This is a genomic window from Arcobacter sp. s6, from assembly GCF_040884245.1.
In the GTDB taxonomy this organism is placed as follows: domain Bacteria; phylum Campylobacterota; class Campylobacteria; order Campylobacterales; family Arcobacteraceae; genus Aliarcobacter.
The window spans coordinates 22,008-42,017 of sequence record NZ_JBEVTN010000005.1 but is presented as its reverse complement, the minus strand read 5'-3'; the positions used below and the strand labels follow the sequence as shown (position 1 = coordinate 42,017).

At 32.8% G+C, this 20,010-nt stretch carries 1 protein-coding gene (cut by a window edge); it reads right to left on the bottom strand.

Annotated elements, in window-relative coordinates; all coding sequences use genetic code 11:
• The coding region annotated (locus ABVS04_RS03920; RefSeq protein WP_368029369.1) for a hypothetical protein crosses the window boundary (this coding region is incomplete at its 3' end): on the bottom strand, positions 1–20,010 show 20,010 of its 27,860 nt. 7,850 nt of the annotated region lie to the left of the window's left edge.

Below are 20,010 nucleotides of genomic sequence, written 5' to 3'. Positions count from 1 at the left end.
TGCGTAAATATAGTCATTTCCTGCTCCACCATAAATGCTATCATCTCCAGCACCTTCAGTAATAGTATCATCACCTGCTAAACCTTTTAGTATATTAGCAGAGTCGTCTCCAACAATTGTATCTGCACTTCCAGCAAGATTTGTACCTGTAATATTTTCAATAGAAACTAAAATATCAATACCTGAAGATGTACCTTGTGCACTTCCAATATCAATATTAGCATTTACTCTAGAACTTTCACTACTATAATCAGCAGTGTCACTTCCTTCTCCTCCATATAGTTGATCATTATCCGCACCACCTATTAAAGTATCATCTCCATATCCACCATAAATACTATCTGCTCCAGCTCCACCTAATAATGTATCATTATTAGCCATTGAAGAACTATTTAATGAATCATCTCCATAAATTTCATCATCTCCAGCTCCACCATCAATACTATCAATGCCATCTCCACCATAGATAGTATCTTTTCCATCTCCACCTAATAATATTTCAGTACCAGTAGCATTTGCACCACCATCTATAAGGTCATCACCTGCTCCACCTGATATATTATCCGTTCCATCATTTCCTTCAAGTGTATTATTTCCACTATCTCCAATGATATTATCAGCTTGATTTGTTCCTTTAATATTTTCAATATTTACAATAGTATGAGTATTTGATCCTATTGTTACAGTTGCAGCTGTTGTATTGTTTAAAGTTACAGATACACCATCTGTAGTAATTTGTGAATAATCTACAGTATCACTTCCTCTGCTTGAATCAGTTTCACTTCCACCATCAATTGTATCTCCTGTAAAATCTGTATCTACAAAAGTATCATTCCCAGTTCCACCAAATAGTATATCAGCTCCTGATCCACCGGTAATTGTGTCATTTCCTGCTCCACCATCGATATAATCATCTCCACCTTTACCATCTAAAGAATCATTTCCTGCCATACCAAATAGTGTATTAGAAGAGTCATCACCTAAAATAGTGTCGTTTCCTGCTGTTCCTGTTATATTTTCTATATTTTTTAATTTATCATTTACTGCACTTGTTCCACTAACTGTTACTGTTGAATAAGAATCAACATCAGTAGCAGCTAAATCAACTACAATTTTTGTAGCACCATTTGAACTATAATCTACAGTATCTCCATTTACCTCAGCACCTTGAGAATTTACATTACTTTCTCCACCATCAATAATATTTGCAGTTGTAAGTTTTGTAATAAAAGTATCATCAAAATCTGAACCTATAATATTTTCAATTGAAGTTATGGTATCAATTATTGTTCCACTTGAAACAGTTTTTTCTACTGTTCCTGCATTTAAATTAGCAGTAATACCTGCAGTTAATGCCGCAAATGTGTATAAAATAGTATCTGTTCCAGTTCCACCATTTAAAGAGTTTTGTAAATTATTTCCTCTAAAAGTATCAGCACCACTTGTTCCTATTGCATTTTCAATTGAAACTATTGTGTCTGTTTTTACAGGTGTATTGCTTGCATTTTTTATTACAGAAGTACCACTTGTTAAATCAATATCAGCATGATATTGTGAATCAATAATTGCACTATAATTAATAGTATCGCTATCTGCTCCACCATCAATATTATCATTTCCATCAAAAGTATCAGTAGAGTATGTAAATACAAAAGTATCAGCTCCGGAATCACCTCTTAAGGTATCATTTCCAGCATCACCATAAATAGTATCATTACCTTCTCCACCTTCAATAGAGTCATTATCCGCTCCACCATGAAGTTCATCATTGTCAGCTCCACCTAAAAGTGTGTCTTCACCTGCTGCTCCATATAATGTATCTGCTCCGCCTAAACCACTTAAAATATTTATACCACTATTTCCTGTGATAATATCTTTTTCTAAATTTGAACCAATAATATTTTCAATACCATATAAACTATCTGTTCCTTGATCTGCACTTGTTGCTGTTCCTTGAGCATTTCCATCCCCTAAAGTTACAGTCATACCTTTAAGTGCTTGTGAATAATCTACTGTATCTATTCCACTATCTGCTGCTGCTGTTCCACCATAAACGATATCATTTTTATTATCTGCTTGTTCAAAAGTAATTGTATCATTACCATCACCTGCGTAGATAATATCTGCTCCTAATCCACCATCTAAAGCATCATTTCCAGCTCCACCAAAAAGTGTATCATCTCCAGCTTCTCCATATATACTGTCATCTCCTGCTTCTCCATAAAGAGTATCTTTTCCATCTCCACCGTAAAGAGTATCTTTTCCATCTCCACCATAGATTTTATCATCACCCTCTTTACCATCTATATAATCATCACCAGAAGATGTAGCGTCTGCTTGATTATTTCCTCCATAAAGGTAATCAGAACCTGCTTGGCCATAAATAGAATCATCTCCACCCATACCTTGAATAGTATTTACACTTTCATTACCTGTTAATATATCAGCTTGATTTGTACCTATGATATTTTCAACTTCTTCTAAAGTATGTGTATATGAACCAATAGTTACAGTTGCACTTGTTCCACTTCCAAAATCAATAGTAACCCCACTCGAAGTAATTCCATTGTAATTAATAGTATCAGAACCACTTCCACCTATAATTGAATCATTTCCACTATCACCAATATCATTTTCATTAATAATAAATACGTCATCACCTGCTCCACCATCAAGTCTATCAGCACCTAATAAACCTTGAAGTGTATCATTTCCTGCATTTCCAATTAATGTATTTGCTGTGTTGCTACCTGTTAATGTATCATTATTTGATGTTCCTGTGATATCTTCAATTCCATATAAACTATCTGTGTAAACAGATGAATTATTACTAGTTAATCTAACATATGCACTTGAATATGAATTTCCTGAAAGATCTGTTAAAACAGTGCTTAAGTTTATTAGTAAATTATTACTTGTATTTATACTATTACTATAATCAACCACATCACCTGTTGTATGAGAATCAGTATGAGTAGTTCCTGTTACATTTCCACCATAAATAAAGTCATTACCAAGTGAACTTATAAAAGTATCATTTCCTCCTGCTCCTTCAAGTGAATTAATATCAGCACTTCCAGTTATGATATCGCCTAAAGATCCACCAATTGCATTTTCAATAGAGATTAAAGTATCACTATCATTTGAATCAACTACAGCAGTTCCTGCTGTTAAATCTATTGTTACAGATTTTGAAGTAAGATAAGCATAACTTACAGTATCATACTCAACTGTACTTTCACTTTGATTTGTATAATATCCATTAATAATATCTTTACCATCTCCACCTGATAATGTATCACTTCCAGCTCCACCTTGAAGTTCATTAACTGAAGAATTGGCTGTAATTGTGTCATTTCCAGCTCCTCCAATTATATTCTCAATACCTTTTACAATATCAGTATTTCCATTTGCAATATTTACTTGCCAAGAGTCATTTCCGCCAGTTCCATCAAAATCAACAGTTGCAGCTACACTTAAATCTACTATTATATTATTTGAAGAAGCTAATTTAGAATAATCTAAAGTATCAGTATCAGCTCCTCCATCAATATAATCAGCCCCATCACTAGCACTTGTTGCAATAATAGTATCATTTCCACTTCCTGCATATATAGTATCAGCTGCACCTCGTGCTTCTATAACATCATCACCGGCTTGTGTTGTTAGAATATTTACTGAATCATTTGCATAAATAGTGTCATTGGCATAGTTTGAACCTATGATATTTTCTATTCCATATAATTCATCTATCCCTTGACCTTGTTCTCCTGTTGAACCTACTGATTTTCCTTCGATTGTTCCATCTATTGCTAGCCCACCTGCTAAAGATAAATCTAAATCTATAGTTAAAGTTTCTAAAGCATTTGTAAAATCTACAGTATCAATTCCTGAATCTGTGTGTGTAGTTCCAACAAGAGTACCACCATAAATTTTATCGTTTCCTAAACCACCTGTTAAACTATCATCTCCATCTCCACCTTGTAGTGTATCATCACCTGCTCCACCTTCAAGAATATCTTTACCTATACCTCCAAAAAGATTATCAATACCACCTTCACCATATAATGTATCATCTCCAGCATTTCCAAGTAAAGTATTATTTTGAGAATCACCTTTTATACTATCGTTATCTTGTGTTCCACTTATATGTTCAACATTTAATAAAGTATCAAAACCTGTTTGACCATTTACAGTAACTAAAGCTTCAGTTGCACCATCTAGCGTTAGGGTTATTCCATTTGTAGAAGAATTAGCATCGTCTGCAATTACAGAATAATCTGCCCAATCTCCTGTACCTTCTCCACCATCAAAATAATCAGCACCGTCAGCTAAATTTTCTATAATACCATCGTTTGTTGTATCAGTTCCTGCAATAAAGGTATCGTTTCCAAGACCACCTTTAATTGAATTTACTTGGATTGAACCTATAAAAATATCATCTTGTTGAGAACCTATTATATTTTCAATATTTATTATTGTATCTATATCGCCTGTTGTAACAGTTTGTGCAGCTGTTGTACTTAGATTTATTCTTACACCATTTGTAGTATAGTTCACATAAGAAACTGTATCACTATCCCCTTGTCCATCAATAATATTTGTTACACTATCTTCATTCATGATAAATGTATCTTTTGCACTACCACCAATTGCATTTTCTATTGAGTTTAAAGTATCTGTTTCAGTTGCAGTAGTAGCTTCATTTGTTTTAAAATCAACTGTTACGGCAACTGTTTTTTCTATATAACTTGCTGTGTCACTACCATCTCCACCATCTAAATAATCATTTCCACCTTGACCACTTAATGTATCATCACCAGCAAGACCTTTTAGTGTATTTTTATCACTATCACCTGTTAAAATATCATTACCATTTGAACCTGTAATATTTTCAATATTTTTTAAATAATCAGTAGTTACTAAAGTACCATCTTGATAAATTTGAGCGGCATAGTATCCTTGTGAATCTGCTGTTCCAGATAAATTCATAATTACTCTATCTTGGTTTTCTTGTCCACTATCTACAGTTACTTCTTCATAAGAAATACTATCTCCATTTGTTTCATTACCTTCATTTCCATCAAATTTATTTGAAACAGTAAGTTTTGAAATAAAAACATCATCATATGTTGAACCTATTGCATTTTCAATTCCATATAAAGTGTCAGTACCTTCACCAGTTGCTTGATTATTTACAAAATCAACCGTTACTCCATTTGTAGCACTTGCATATGTTACTGTATCTGCATCTCCATATATTGCATTATCATAATCTGTATTTCCAATTATTCCACCATAAATAGTATCATCATTAGCTCCACCACTTATTGTGTCATTTCCATATCCACCATAAATAGTATCTGCGCCATCTTCACCATAAATAATATCATTACCATCACTTAAAGAATTTAAGGAATCACCCCCGTGAATAATATCAGCTTCACTTCCACCTCTAATAGTATCATCACCTAATCCACCATAGATTAAATCTTCTCCTGAATCACCTTTAATAGTATCATCACCTATTCCACCATCAATTGTATCAACTCCTGAACCACCTTCGATTATGTCATTTCCAGCTTCACCATAAAGTGTATCAAGTCCAGCATCACTACCACCTAAAATAGAGTCATTTCCTGCTCCACCATAAATAGTGTCATCTCCTGCTCCACCATCTAATAATTCATAAGTTATTGCAGTTGTTGAATTATCACTATTATTTCCACCATAAATTAAATCATTTCCAGCTTCACCATAGATTGTATCCGTACCTTCTGCTCCACTTAAAATATTACTAGAAGCATTTCCTCTTATAATATCGTTTCCTGCAGTTCCTACTATATCTTCTATATTACTTACCGTATCACTATCTGCAGAAGTTCCATCACTTGTATTTCTAATTATTAAAGAATTACTAGATAAATTTGCATCTAAGTAATATGAATTCGATATTGCACTATAATCAATTGTATCTCTTAATCCAACATTCCCACCAGCACTCGTATCACCCTCAATTACATCATTTCCATTATTTACATCAATAATATAGAAAGTATCATTACCAGCTCCACCTACAAGTGAATTATTATCACTATTACCTGTAAAAGTATCATCTTGTGCTGTTCCTATTATATGTTCAATATTATATAAGTAGTCAGTTACAGTTCCACCAATTACAACTTGATTTGTATTTAAATTTACTACTATTGAACTTGAAGAACTTGAATAATCAACTCTATCATTCTCATCACTTGTATATTCTCCAGTTGTAGAATTTAAAGCAGCATTTAAATTTGAAGTACCACCATTAAAAATATTTGAAACTGCATTATTACCTTTGAAAGTATCTGCATATGCACTCCCAAGTACATTTTCTATACCAATTAAAGTATCATTTCCTTGAGAAGCACTTACACTTTGAGCTATACTACTTGATAAATCAACAGTAACTCCATCACTTGATGATGAATAATTTACTGTATCTCCAACAGTTGTATTAGTTCCACCATCAATATAATCATCTCCACCAGCTCCATAAAGGAAATCATCTCCAGCTTCACCTTTTAGAGTATTAGCATTTGAATCACCTGATAAAGTATCATTTCCTGCACTTGCTTTTATATTTTCAATTGAAGTAAAAGTATCTGTCGTAGTTGTTGAGCCAGAACTTCCTGTTGCAGTAGCACCTGACATTGTTGCAACTACTTTATCTATTGTTGCATCATTTACTACTAAAGAACTATAGTCAACAGTATCACTTCCTAAGGCCCCATCAAAATTATTATTTACACTATAGTTTGTTTTAAAAGTATCATCATATGAAGAACCTATTGCATTTTCAATGCTATTTAAAGTATCATTTCCTTCACTAGCTCCTACATTTTGAGAAACTGTTCCATCATTTAGATTTAAATCTACTGTTATCGCAGATGTTGCATTTGAATAATCAACCGTATCAGTATCAGCACCACCATCAATGATATCATCGCCTGTTCCACCTTGTAAGGTATCATTTCCTGCTTCACCATAAAGTTCATCATTTCCTGCTTCACCTTTTAGTATATCAGCACCATCATGCCCATATAATGTATTAGCACTTGAATTACCTGTGATAGTATCAGCACCTTGTGTTCCAATTATATTTTCAATATTTACTACAGAATCTGTATCTCCACCAGTAACTACCACATTTGCAGATGTTCCATCATTCTCAAGAGTAACAGTTATTTTATTTGAACTTCCTAATGCACTATAATCAAGAGTATCACTATCAATTCCACCATCAATGATATCAGCACCATCTGTAGCGCTTGATGCTACAAATGTATCATTTCCACTTCCACCTTCTAAGAAATCTGCTCCACCTTTTCCTTCTAATAAATCATTTCCAGCTTGTCCTTCTAATTTATTAGCTTGAGAATCACCAATTAAAGTATCATAGCTTGAAGATCCAGATATATTTATAATCCCATATAATTTATCTGTTGATTCAATATTACTTGCAAAGCCATCATTTGCAAAACTATTTGATTTTATAGCTTCTGAATAGATATTTCCAGATGCATCAGTAATTGTAGTACTTAAATCTATATATACTTTTGCTGCATTACTATAATATACTTTATTATATTCCCCATTTGCTACAGAATGAGTTCCATTACTAGCAATAGTTCCACCATAAATAGTATCACTTCCTGAAGTTGAATAAAATTTATCATCTCCTCCTGCGCCAACTAAAGTATCACTTGTGTTTGAACCTGTTATGCTATCATCAAAAGTAGAAGCAATTAAAACTTCAATACCTGAAAGATCATCTTTTCCACCAAATCCATCAGCTGAAACTTCATAACCATCACCATCTGTATCTTTTAAATCTACAGTTATTCCACTTAATGAATCAATGTAAGTAACTGTATCAATTCCAGCTCCACCTTTAATGGTATCATTTCCTGCTCCACCACTTAAAGTATCATTTCCTGCACTTCCATCTAAAATATTATTACTGCTATCTCCACTTATAATATCAGCTCCAGCTGTTCCTATAATATTTTCAATATTTTTAATATAATCATTTGAACCAGAAGTTACATTTACAGTTGTATAACCATTTGTATCAGGAGTATCAGCTAGATTTACAGTTATATTATGGGTTGATCCAAAAGCAGAGTAATCAACGGTATCTCCACCATTATCCTCAACTCCTTCTCCTCCATCTATATAATCAATTCCATCATCACCATCTTCAAGTATTTTATCTTGTCCTGTACTTACAATATTATCAAGTCCAGCTCTAAAAGTATCATCACCGTCTCCACCAATTAAAGTATCACTTCCTCCTGCACCAATTATTGTATCATCACCTTGAAAACCGTTAATTACATTGTTATCATTATCTCCACCAATATAATCAGTTCCAGTAGTTCCCGTAATGTTTTCAATATTCTTTAATAAATCTTTTTCGGCACCAATTGTTGCTGTTGCATATCCAGAAGCATCTTGATTCATTAAATTTATATCTAAATATGTAGATTTTGATGAATAATCAACAGTATCTCCAGTAGTTTCACTACCTTCTCCACCATCTATAGTATCATCTCCATCTCCACCTATTAAAGTATCATTTCCTGCTCCACCATATAAAGTGTCATTTTCAGTTCCACCATCTAATGTATCATCTCCATCTCTACCATAAATAATGTCAATACCTGCGTCACCATAAATAGTATCATTTCCAGTACCTGTTTCATCAGTATCAACATCAGCTTCACTTAATGATTTATCACCACCGTATAAAATATCATTTCCTGCTCCTCCATTAATAATATCTTTATCAGTTCCTCCAAAGATCAAATCCTCTCCGTCATCACCTTTTAAAGTATCAATTCCAGCTCCACCATATAAAGTATCTTTCCCAGCACCACCATCAATAGAGTCATTACCAGCATTTCCTATTAATATATTATTAAGACCATCTCCAATGATTGTATCGTTTCCTGCTCCACCAGTTACATTTTCTATATTTTTTATAGAATCATTTGTTCCATTTGTAATTGTTACAGTTTTATAGGTAGCAGCATCCAATTCAACACTTATTCCTTGTGTAGAATCTAAATTTGCATAAGAAATAACATCGGCACTTCCACTTCCACCATCAACTGTGTCTGTACCATCATTCGCATTCATAATAAATAGATCGTTTCCAGCTCCACCAATTAAAATATCATCTCCGCCTAAACCATCAATTGTATCATCTGAGTCTGCACCATCTATTGTATTTGCATTTGCATCACCAATAATCAAATCATCAGAACTTGAACCAATGATATTACTAAAATTTAAAATTGTATCTGTATCTTTTATTCCATTGTTGTCAATATCAGTTGCTTTTGAAATTGCTGTATTTGCAGCGACTGTAGTAGTTCCATAAATATATGCACTTGATGATAAGTTTACATTCGTTCCAGAACTAACACTTGCGAAACTTAGAGTATTTATTCCATCTCCACCATCAAGATAATCATCTCCATCAGCTCCATCAAGAGTATCATTTCCAATTAATCCAAGAAGTGTATTTTTCCCACTATTCCCTGTTAAATTATCTGCTGCTGTATTTGAACCTGTTATATTTTCTATATTTGCAATTGTATGATCTGAGGTATCTGTTCCTACTTGAACAGTTGTAATTGAGCCAGGTTCTGCTAATTTTACTGTAACTGAAGAAGTAATATCTTGATAGTTTACAGTATCTCCGTTTGTTTCACTTCCTGTTCCACCATCAATCGCAGAACCTGTAAAACTAAGACCTTTGAACGTGTCATCACCTTCATCTCCCTCTAATTTATCAGCTCCACCATTTCCAGTGATTTCATCATTTCCTTTTCCACCTACTAAAGTATTTATTTCATCATTTCCAATTAAAGTATCATTTCCATCAGTTCCGATTATATTTTCAATATTTGTTAAAGAAAGTGTTGTAGTTGCAGTATCTGCTATAACTGCATTATTATTTGTTTTTAAATCAACACTTACACTATTTGAAAGTGAAGAAAAATCTACTGTATCACTACTTGAACTACCATCTGTACTTCCATCACTTTGTCCAGATATATATCCATCAATCGTATCATTTCCATCACCATCATTTATAATGAAAGTATCATTTCCAATTCCACCATATAAACTATCAGCACCCTTACCACCAACTATATAATCATTTCCTGCTTTTCCATTTATTACATTTACATTATCATCACCAGTTAATGAATCATTTCCTAAAGAACCTGTTAAATTCTCAAAATTACTAATAGTATCAGAACCTTCATTTACAGTATTTTGTTGTGATGTTATTGATAAGTTTACAGTTACACCTGTACTTGAACTTTCATAAGTTAAAGTATCAATTCCAGCTCCACCATTTAAGATATTATTTCCAGTATCACCTTCGATAGTATCATCATATAAACTTCCTAATACATTTTCTATAGAATCATAATTATCAGTACTATTTGAGCCATCTATTCCATTACCATTTCGTAAACTAACATTTATTCCAGCAGTATCAGTTGCATAAGAAACAGTATCATTTCCTGTTCCACCAATTAAACTATCTGCTCCACCTGCACCAACTAGAATGTCATTTCCAGCTCCACCATTTAATGTATTTGAGTTAGCATCTCCAACTAATGTATCAGAAGCATTTCCTCCTAAAATATCATCAAAATTTATTACTGTATCTACTCCTAGACCTGTTCCTGTTCCTGTAGATGCAGCAATATTATCAATATCACCATCACCATCAATATCAATTCCAGAAATAGCTGTAGTACCTATATTTACATAAACACCATTTGCAGAATTTGCATAAGATAAAGTATCATTAGTTCCACTAAATCCATTTAAAATATTATTAGCACTATCACCTTCAATAGTATCAGTTCCAGAACTTCCTATAATATTTTCTATATTTATTAGTTGGTGATCTGAAGTAGAACTTGCAACATCTACATTTGCTACACCTGTATCATTTAATTTAACTTTTATTCCATTTGCATTGCTTAAAGCAGAGTAATTAACAGTGTCGCTTCCTCTTGAACCGTCTGTTTCACTTCCTCCATTTATTACATCACCTGTTGTATCTCCTGATATTGCAGTTTGAATAAATGTATCATCACCTTCTTCCCCATTTAAAATATCTGCTCCACCATTTCCAGTGATTGTATCATCTCCAGCTCTTCCATTTATGATATTTGCATTAGAATCACCTGTTAGAATATCTTTAAATGCTGTACCATTTATATTTTCTATAGAAACTAAAGTATCATTTCCTAATTCTGAACTTACTGTTTGAGCAGTAGTTGTATTTAAATTTACAGTTACACCTTCTGTAGCAATAAAATCTGGTGTATCTTTATAATCAACAGTATCATTCCCTGCTCCACCATCAATTAAATCATTTCCTGTTCCACCAAGTAAAGTGTCATTATCATCTCCACCATAAAGAAAATCATCTCCACCTCTTCCATCTAGATAATCATTACCTTTTAGTCCATAAAAAGTATTACTTGTTTCATCGCCTATTAAAGTATCATTTAAATCACTTGCACTTATATTTTCAATATTTGTTAAAGTATCTGTACCACTTGATTTTATAACGGTATAAGAACCACCACCATTTGCAGTAATACTAACACCTGAAGATAAACTTGAATAATCTACTTTATCGCCAGTTGCCGTATTAGCTCCTCCATCAATGATATCATTCCCTAAAGATGCAAAGAAAGTATCATCTCCACCTCCACCTTTTAGGGCATTGTTGCTGCTATTTCCAGTGATTTTATCATCACCACTTCCACCTTCAGCATTTTCGATATTTTGGATAATCAAATCATTCGAACCATTACCATCTGTATCTTGTGCACCTGTATTTGATAAATCTAAAGTAATTCCAGAAGCTCTATCACTAAAACTTACGAAGTCTGTTCCTTCACCACCATCTAGATAATCTATTCCTCCATCACTTGATGTTCCAGCACCAATTAATGTATCATTACCTTTATTACCAATTAATGTATTTGTACTACTATTTCCAGTTAGCGTATCATCACCAGTTCCACCAATAACTCCTTCTATTGAAGAAAAAGTATCTGTTCCTTGTGAAGTACTAATAACATGAACACCATCTGTTATATCTACAGTTAAGTTTTCAGTTGCATCACTATAATCTACAGTATCTGTTCCATCTCCACCAATTAAGCTATCATTTCCAGCTCCACCTTTTAAGGTATCGTTACCAAGTCCTCCATCTAGATAATCATCTCCAGCTTCACCTGATAAAATATCAGCTCCTTCTGCTCCTTTAAGTGTATTATTAGATGAATTTCCAAAGATAGTATCCGCTAGGTATGTACCAGTAATATTTTCTATATTTTTTATTAAATGGTTTTCATTACTTGTTCCAACGGCTACATAAACAGAACTTGAGTCATCAAGATCTACACTTATTTTTGATAATAAAGAACTATAATCTACTGTATCTCCAACAGCTGTATTATTTCCCCCATCTATATAATCATTTTTTGATTCATCTGTAGCAGAACTAAATTTAAAGGTATCATCACCATCATTTCCATATAAATTATCTGCATCTGCTCCACCAGTTATTGTATCATCACCAGCTCCACCACTAATATAATCAGCTCCTGCTGCTCCATCAATAGTATCATTTCCTGCGTTTCCAAATAGAGTATTTACAGTACTTGTTCCAATAATATTATCATTATCTTGTGAACCTAATACATTCTCTATATTTAATATGCTATCTACTTCATCAGTAACTGAATCAAAAGTATTATTATTATCTATATCAACAATGGCTTGATTATTTGATAAATCAATCTTTATACCATCAGTTCTTAAAGAATAGTCTACATAATCCCCACTAACAGTATTATCTCCACCATCTAAAATATCATTTCCAGCTCCACCAACTAATGTATCATCTCCAGCTTCACCATATAAAGAATCATCTCCAGCTTCACCATATAAAGAATCATCTCCAGCCCCACCTTTAAATACATCATTTTGACTATCTCCAGTCATTGTGTCTGCGTAGCTTGAACCTTGAATATTTTCAATATTTGATAAAGAGTCTATTCCCCCTGAAGCTAATTTACTTACTGAATAATTATTTGTACCACTTGCTGTAGTTAGAACTATTTTATTACTTTGATTTGAATAGTTTGCTATATCCGTATCATTTGAAGTGGCATCAACCCCACCATTGATAATATCATTTCCATCACTTGCAAAGAAGGTATCACTTCCTTCATTTCCATTTAAACTATTACTTAATGAAGATCCAGTAATTGTATCATCACCAAGACCTGCTATCAGGTTCTCAACATTTAAAATTGTGTCATTATCCCCATTTGCTACTGTTTGAGCGATAGTTGTTCCTAGGTTTACTGTTATTGGTGTTGAGGCTAAATAGTTTGAATAATCTATTGTATCTATTCCTGCTTTTCCATCGATAGTATTTGTATCTGTTCCTGATTTCATAGTAAAGGTATCGCTATTTGAGCTACCTATTGCATTTTCAACACTTACTAATGTATCAATATCTGTAGCATCATTTACTACTGAGGCTGTTAATGTATTAAAATTTACATTAACTCCATTTGTTCCTGAATTTAAATATGTATAATCAGCTGTATCACTTCCTATTCCACCATCTAAGGTATCTAGGCCTGCTCCTCCACTTAATGTATCATCACCTGTTTGTCCATAAAGTTTATCAGCTCCTGCTCCTCCACTTAGAGTATCTGCTGTATCACTTGAAGAATCGGAATTTGTAATATTATTACCATAAATAATATCATCACCTGATCCACCTGATATAGTATCAGATCCTGCCATTCCTTCATACAAGTTTGCAATACCATCATCTGTATCACCTATGATTTCATCATCATTTTTTGTAGCTCTAATATTTTCAATATTTTTTAAAGTATCTAAATAAATTGCTTCATAAGTAACTTCACCAATACTATCTGTACCATCAGTACCTGCATTCATATCTGCTTTGATACCAACACCACTTGTTACAAATGAATAATCAGCTGTATCAGATATTCCACCTTGTCCATCTAATACATTATTATTAGCTTTTCCTATTAGCCAATCATTTCCATCTCCACCTAAAAGTGTATTTGCTGATGAATTCCCTATTAAAGTATCATTTCCACTACCACCTTCTAGATTTTCTACATTTTGAATATATAAATTTCCTGCTGCTCCTGCATCTTGATAAGTATTTACTGCACCATCTGAATCATTAAATGTATGAGAAGTAGTGTCTGTATCTGTATAAGTAAGTCCTAAATTAATAGTTACATTTCCTGTTTCATCCTTGTAACTTACAAAATCTATCCCACTTCCTCCATCTATATAATCATATCCTGAAGTTGTTCCACCACCTGTTAAAGTGTCATTTCCAGCATTTCCTATTAATGTATTTGCACCTGTTGTACCTTTAATAGTGTCATCATAATTTCCACCAATTGCACCTTCAATAGAAGTAAAAGTATCTGTTCCAAGTCCTGCACCAATAATAACAGGTCCTGTTGCACTAAGATCTATATTTACAGAAGCATTAGCATCAGAGAAATCAGCAGTGTCATTTCCCTCACCACCATTTAAGGTATCATCTCCAGTTCCACCTTTTAAAATATCGTCTCCAGCTCCTCCATCTAAAGAATCATCACCTTCATTTCCAACTAAGGTATCAGCTCCAGCTCCTCCATAAAGTGTATTTGCAGATGAGTTTCCTACTATTGAATCATTATTTTGAGTTCCTACAATATTTTCAATATTTTTAAGAGTATCTATACCTACTAATGTTCCCCCTGTCATATCTGTTGCAGTTTCATTTACTAGATTTACATTTACACCTTTATCATATAAAGAAACACTGTTTATATATGTGTAATCAACTGTATCTGTATCAGCTCCACCATCTAAATAATCATTTCCTGCACCACCTGATAAAGTATCATTTCCTGCATTTGATATAAATGTATTATCATTACTATCACCTGTTAAAGTGTCATCTGCACTTCCTGATGTGATATTTTCTATTTCTTGTATATAATCGTTATCTATTCCAGCTATTTTTACTCTTGTTTGATTTACTCCATTAAGAGTAACAATAATTTTATCTGTCTCTGCACTATAATCTACAGTATCACTATCTGTTCCACCATAAATAGTATCTATTCCATCCCCAACAGAAGATATAAAAGTGTCATTTCCAGCATCACCATAAAGAGTATCACTACCATTTCCACCAGTGATTGTATCGTTACCAGCTCCACCTCTTAAGATATTAGCATTATCATCACCAATTAAAATATCGTTACCACTTCCACCAATAACTTGTTCAATATCAATGATAGTATCTGTACTTGTAGTACTTCCATTATTTTTGATTACAGTTTGTGTTGATAAATCAACATTAACAGTTTCTCCTGTTAATGTTGAATAATCTACTGTATCTATAGATACAAAACTATTATCTACAGTTAAATTAATAGGTGTAGCTACAGTTTGGGTTGTTTCTAAATATATATATGTTCCATCTGTACCTATTGTTCCAAGATCTAAAGAACTTAAATCATTTTGAGAATTAAATTCACTGATTATATTACTAATTTGTTCACTTGCACTAGCACCCGTTGCAGATATTAAGATACCTGCTACATAAAAAGAGATAGTACCTGTTGAAGTTATTGTGAATCTATTTTGTTCTGAATTTTTACCACCATTTAAAGTATCATTTCCAGAACTTCCATATAAAGTATCAGATCCAAAACCACCTTTTATAGTATTATTACTACTGTTACCAGTTAAAGTATCATTTCCATAACCACCATAGATATCTTCTATATTTGAAACAATCAAACTTCCCTGAGCACCTGTTGCTTGAGCTGAAGTTTTAGAAAGATCTAAAGTAATAGCATCTGTCGTAAATCCAAAACTAATTAAATCTGTTCCAACTCCACCATCTAAAGTATCAATTCCACCTGAACCATCAGTTACTCCATATCCAACTAATGTATCATTTCCTGCTCCACCTACAATATTATTAGCACCAGTTGTACCAATTAAAGTATCATCATTAACTCCACCAATAACACCTTCAATTGAAGAAAAAGTATCAATTCCTTGTCCAATTGCAACTTCAGTTGGTGATAAAGATTTTAAATCAACATATAATTTTTGAGTAACATCACTATAATCAACCGTATCAATTCCATCTCCACCTAAGAAAGTGTCGTTTCCTGCTCCACCTTTTAAAGTGTCATTTCCTTCCCTTGCATCTAATATATTATCTAGTGCATTACCTACTAAAGTATCATTAAATTTTGTACCAATTACATTTTCAACATTTTCAATAGTATCTCTATCATTTGTATTTAAATCAATACCCTTATTCGATGATAAATCAACATTAACACCTGAACTATTAGTTAATATATTATTTAAATAAGAATAATCAACCGTATCGATTCCATCTCCACCATCAAGATAATCGTTTCCAGTTCCCCCTGATAAGGTATCTGCCCCAGCATTTCCTTTTATTATATTGCTATTACTATCACCCGTTATTGTATCATTTGCACTAGAACCTAATACATTTTCAACTTGATATATAGTATCTTTATTTATACCTTCTTCTTTTAATACTGTCGAAGCACTTTCATTTAAAGTTATTTCAATCGCTTTGTTTCTTGCGCTATAATCAATAGTATCAGTTCCTGATCCTCCAATTAAAGTATCACTTCCATCACTGGCAATTAAAGTATCATTTCCTAGGCTTCCATCTAAAATATTGTTATCACTATTTCCACCTAAAGTATCTGCATATTCCGAACCTACAATATTTTCTACGTTTGTTACAGTATCTTCTTCTATACCAATTTTTGCAAGTGCACTTAAACCTGTATTTGCTAGTGTTAAAATTACTGAACTAGAATCACTATAATTAACAGTATCAATTCCATTTCCCCCATCTAGGATATCATTCCCTGTTCCACCAAATAAGGTATCTATGCCATCTCCACCATATAAAGAGTCATTTCCTGTAAGTCCATAAAGAGTATCATTTCCAGCTAATCCATAAATCTCATTATCTTTTGATGAACCATATAAAGTATCGTTATTAGAACCACCTTCCAAATTCTCAATATTTTTAATTTGGATATTTCCAGCACCTGTATCTTGAACATCAGCATCAGCTAAATCAACTATTACACCTTGTGTTTCAGATTTAAAACTTAATAAGTCATCAGTTCCTGAACCACCATCAATATAATCATATCCTAAGACACTACTTCCATTTGAAACAAGAGTATCATTACCATTTCCACCTAATAATGTATTATCTCCCGTAGTTCCTTGTAAAGTGTCATCAAACGAAGAACCAATTAAATTTTCAATATTAATAAGAGTATCAATTCCTGCATTTATAGTGTCTTGTGCTGTTGTTAAAGCAAGATTTACACTAACACCACCACTTGTAATATCACTATAATTAGCATAATCACCAGCTCCTGAAGATGTTCCATTTTCTCCACCATCTAAATAATCATCTCCTGCTCCACCTGTTAAAGTGTCATTATCTAATCCACCATATAAAGTATCATTTCCTGCTCCACCTGAAATAATATCATTACCTTCATTTCCATCTAAGACATTATCTAAAACATCTCCTATAATAGTATCATTGTAAAGTGAGCCTATTACATTTTCAACAGTATAAATACTATCTCTTCCATCTCCACCTGTTGCTCTATTATTTGATAAATCAATTTCTTCAGCAGAAGAAGCACCTGAAAAATCTACAGTATCAATTCCATCTCCACCATAAATAGTATCATTTCCTGCATTTCCTATTATGGTATCATTCCCTGCTAATCCATTAAGAATATTAATTCCTGAATTACCAATAATAGTATCATTGTAATTTGAACCTGTTACATTTTCAAAATTCCATAAGGTATCTATACCATCAATTCCAGTTGCACTTCCAAGTCCTACTGTATCAGCACTAACTTCTAAAGTTACAGTAACCCCACTTGTACCAGTTGTTGTTGCATCTTCATAAGAAACAGTATCAGTTCCGGCATCACCTTTTAGTAAATCTTCTCCCAATCCACCTTTAACAGTGTCATTTCCTGCTCCACCTTCGATAGTATCATCTCCAGCTCCACCTGATATAGTATCAGCTCCTGCTTCACCTTTTAAAATATTTATTTCATCATTACCAATAATGGTATCTTTATTTTGAGTCCCTATGATATTTTCAATATTTGATATGGTATCAGTACCATCACCTGTAACAATTCCTGTATTTAAATTAGCATTTATACCAATATCATTGGCATTATTAATTTCTGAATAATCTAAAGTATCAAGACCTGCCCCTCCATCTACAAGATCATCACCAGCTCTTGTGATAATTGTATCATCACCTGTATTTCCATAAATTGTATCTGATTTTAATCCACCATAAATTGTGTCATTTACAGTTCCACCATAAATTGTATTTACTAAAGTTTGAGAACCTTTTGTTTCAGTAGAATTTATATTTGAAGTAAGTACAAATCCACTAGTGTATAATGTTCCATTTAAATAAAATGAATCAAAATCGTACTCTTTTGAATCGGTTAAATCTTCAATATTTTTAACTTGAACTGCGTAGTCTTTATCATATTCAATTGTAGTTATTGTTGGAGTAACAATAGTAGCTTGATTAGCTTCAGATACATTATCTAAACTAAATACAGAAGTTGCACTTAAGTTAAAAACAAAATTAGTATCTATAGTATTATTAACACTAAAAGTAAAAGTTATAGCACCTGAACTATCAATTGTGAAACCTTCTACAGCATCTGTACTTTCATCATCTTTTTGTATTGTCCATGTATTACCTGATTTTACACCATATAAAACTTCAAAACCACTAGGTAAAGAATCTCCAGATATTGTTAGTTGAGTTATTTCAAAACCTTCAGGTTGAGTAGCTGTTAAACTAACAGTTCTAGAAGTTGTTGTTGCATCAAAAAGAGTTGGATTATCTGCATAAATAATAACTCTATCATAACTTGCTGATCCAGTTGTACTATAATCTATGTTTTCAGCGCTTGTTTGTGAAATTAAACCATTTTTATCAACTGTATTATAACTATTAGGATAAATATTCGTATAAGAAATACCACCTCCTCCATAAACCACTAAAGCATTTCCAGAAGAATCACTTAAAGTACTTTCACTTATTCCAACATGTTGAACATCAATATCGAACGATAAAGTAGGTGTTATACCTTCAACAATACTCTCTTCTGTTTTTGATGAAGATGAGCTACTTGATTTAGTTTTTGTTGAAGTATTTACATTTACAGTTGCAGCAACATCTACACTTTTTGATACATCTACAGACACACTTTCAGCTAAACTTTGTGATATATTTGAATTTTCATCAGCAGCAACATTGTTATCTATTACAATTACTTGAGGCGTTGCTTGATTCTGATTTTCTTCTGTAGTTTTATTCTTTTTCTCTTGATCAGAAGTTGCATTTGGCAAGTTTACAAATTCATTAGTGGCAACAGAAGTAACAGGTAAATCATTTATTTCATCTATATTTGACAGAATACTAGATAATGTAGAAATCTTTCCACCTAATCCAATAAATTCAGGAGCATCGCTATTGAATCCCATTAAGGCTAAAGAAACAAAGGTAAAACTACCAGAACCTGGCATTTCTAACACTATATCTCCACCTATAAGTTTGAATTTTGCAGTATCTAGATTAATCCCTAATGCTTCAAGGTCTATTTTATCGCCAGGTCTTACATATACTGCTATATTATTCCCCACAGGAACTTTTGTTTTTACTTGGACTTTATTGTCCAGATATTTAATAAATTTAGAATCTTCTTGTGCCAT